General features: G+C 66.3%; 3 protein-coding genes. 1 reads left to right on the forward strand and 2 read right to left on the reverse strand.

All coding sequences use genetic code 11. The annotated features are described in order from the left end of the window. The coding region (locus LQV45_RS24810) for an LD-carboxypeptidase (protein WP_230009274.1) at window positions 1–692 on the forward strand (692 nt) is incomplete at its 5' end. 46 nt (window positions 693–738) lie between these two features. On the opposite strand, the gene LQV45_RS24815 is transcribed toward LQV45_RS24810, so the two are convergent. Continuing rightward, window positions 739–2,112 (reverse strand): FAD-binding oxidoreductase, encoded by a 1,374-nt coding sequence (locus LQV45_RS24815; protein ID WP_230009276.1) that lies wholly within the window; start codon window positions 2,110–2,112, stop codon window positions 739–741. Between the two features lie 60 nt (window positions 2,113–2,172). After that, the gene (locus LQV45_RS24820; RefSeq protein WP_230009278.1) at window positions 2,173–2,622 is read right to left on the reverse strand and encodes a cupredoxin domain-containing protein; all 450 of its coding nucleotides are present in this window, start codon (window positions 2,620–2,622) and stop codon (window positions 2,173–2,175) included. Window positions 2,623–2,670 lie beyond the last annotated feature (48 nt).

The following is a 2,670-nucleotide window of genomic DNA, read 5'->3' on the forward strand; positions in this document are numbered from 1 at the left end:
TGAACTGGCTGTGGTCACTCGGGATACGCGGATATTATGGCGGTTCGACCCAGGTCCACCTCGGCGCCGGACCGGGTGCTGACGACGTCCACCTCGCTTCCCTGCGGGCCGCGCTGCTCACTGGAGGCGAGCTCGAGATCACCGATCCCGGGGAGTCGGAGGACTTCGGGCCGGATTGGCTCGAGCCGCGGGCACTCGTCGACTACGGCGACCGCGAACCCACCGAACCCTGGACGTGGACAGGTCCCGAGCGCACGGTCTCCGGTTACACCTGGGGTGGCTGCATCGAAGTCCTCGACCAGCTCGCCATCGCCGACAGGCTGCCCTCCGTCGACGCGCTCCGGGGCACAATCCTGATCCTCGAATCCAGCGAACTGCTGGTTCCCGCCGATTGGGTCAAGCGATGGGTTCGAGCGCTCGGTGAGCGTGGTGTCCTGGGGGCGGTCGACGGCGTGATGGTCGCCAGGCCTCCAGTCAGCAGCCACGGGCAGGTTCCGCCTGCCGCCGAACGGGCTCGGCTCCGCGCCGCACAGCGCGATGTGGTCAGCACCGAAATCGCGCGATACAACCCGGACGCCGTCGTGTGCATCGGGGTCCCCTTCGGACACACCCGACCGCAGTGGATCCTCCCCTACGGCGGTCGAATCCAACTCGACGGCGAAGCCAGGAGGGTTACAGCCAGCTATGCCTGATCGTGGCAGGCAGTGCCGGGAGCACACGTCGGATCATCATCATTTCCTATGCGGTCGGACGCACGTTCTGATTTGATCGGAAGAGGTTGATGGGGTCGTATGCGGCTTTGACGGCGGCCAGCCGGTCGTAGTTGGCGCCGTAGGCTGCCCTCACCCGCTCCTCCCCTTCCTGGCCAAGATCGTTGACGTACACCCCGCTAGCAGCAAAGGGCTGCATCGCTTCGAAGAAGGCGCGGGCCCAGCCGACGTGTCGCTCCGTTTCTGCCGGATTGGACCACTGGGCCAGGATGAGGAGTTCGCTCTGTGACCGGCGATGGGGAAATGCCGTGGCCGCAGGGGGAACCCGAGCGGCCACACCGTGCAGTTGTTGCATTCCGATGCCGCTCGCCGTTGAAGGCATCTCGGCCGCAAACTGGAGCAGGACATCGATGGCGTCGGCGGTGAGGTCAGTCAAAAAGCTCGATTTCCAATAGTGGTGCCGGCCCGACGGAAAGCCGCCGTCGTGGGCGCTTTGCCAAACGCCAAAGTCGGTGGGCACCACCGCGTCCACATCTGGGCCGAGGTCGCGCAGGGGCCGGAGCGCCAGCTCCGCCTCATCATGCCCGCCGCTCCAGCAGACGCCGACGCCGAAGACAGGGCGTCCTGAGGCGTCACACCCCAGACTGGCCGACATCGAGAGTTCGTCGGGGCACGAAGCGGCGAATCCGGGATAAAAGCCCAGGACCTCCCTTGTCCGTTCGGCCGGGAATGAGAGCGCTCCGGCAAGAACCTGTCCGACCGGATGCAAACGATAGGTGAAAGACGTGACAACACCGAAGTTGCCGCCGCCTCCGCGGATGGCCCAATAGAGGTCGGTGTGTTGGTCGGGGCTCGCCGTCAGCAGCCTGCCATCCGAAGTCACGATGTCGGCGGCCAGCACGTTGTCGCAAGCGAGCCCGTGTTTGCCGTTGAGCCAGCCGATGCCACCTCCGAGGGTCAAACCGGCGATGCCGGTAACCGACACGACTCCGAGCGGCGTGGCCAGGCCGTGCGCCTGGGTGGCGACGTCAAGGTCGGCCAGGAGCGCACCCGCTCCGGCCACGGCGACGCGCCGTTCGGCGTCGACCTGAACGTTCTTCATGCCGGAGCAATCCAGCATGAGCCCATGGGCGCCGACGGCGTTCCCTGCCACGTTGTGGCCGCCGCCCTTGATGGAGACAGGGAGATCATTTTCCCGGGCGAAGGTCACGGCACGGCGAATATCCTCGGCGTCGGCAGGGCGGACAATGACGTCCGGCCGGCGGTCAATCATCGCATTGAAGACCTTCCGGGCTTCGTCGTAGCCGGCGTCTCCGGGCCGGAACAGCCGGCCCCGGAGCGCCGAGCCCAGGCCATCGACGGCGGATGGGTCAAGCGACGGTGCGGAGGTCCCGAAAGCCACGCCACGGCACCTTTCTCGTTCGAGATCGTCAAGGACGCGCGCCGGCCGGCGGCGTCGCGCTCATTTGACCGTCAATGAGCCGTGCATGTTGGGGTGGTAGTTGCAGTGAAAGGCGTAGGTCCCCGGTTCGGAAGGTGCCTTGAATGTGGCCGTCCCGCCGTTTTCCTTGACCTCGACATCAAAGAGGGTCGCATTCTGGTCTGCGGTTACCGTGTGCTCTGCGGTGTCCATGTTGATCACCTTCACCTCCGCGCCGGGAGCCACCGCACCCGGTATCTCGTAGGCGAAGTTGCTGATCGTGATTGCGGCGGCGGCGGCGTTTGCCGCCCCGCTTCCCGGCCCCGAAGCGGTGGAGCCGGCCGGGGCAGACGGTTCCATCGACATGCTGGGCGAGGTCCCGGCGGTCGTGGCGGGCGCCGACGCCTGCGTTCCGCCGCCCCCGGCACAGCCGCTCAACCCGATCAGTACCGTCGCCAACACAAGTGCAGTCCGTGTCTTGTTGCTCGTCATGATGTGCCGTCCTCGACGCTGGAGGGGGCTGAGAAATCAGCCCGGCTT

The organism is Microbacterium sp. Bi128 (genome assembly GCF_918698205.1).

What these genes read in the sequence shown, in the direction of transcription:
- LQV45_RS24820 (WP_230009278.1), bottom strand. Translation starts at nt 2,622, where the DNA reads ATGACGAGCAACAAGACACGGACTGCACTTGTGTTGGCGACGGTACTG.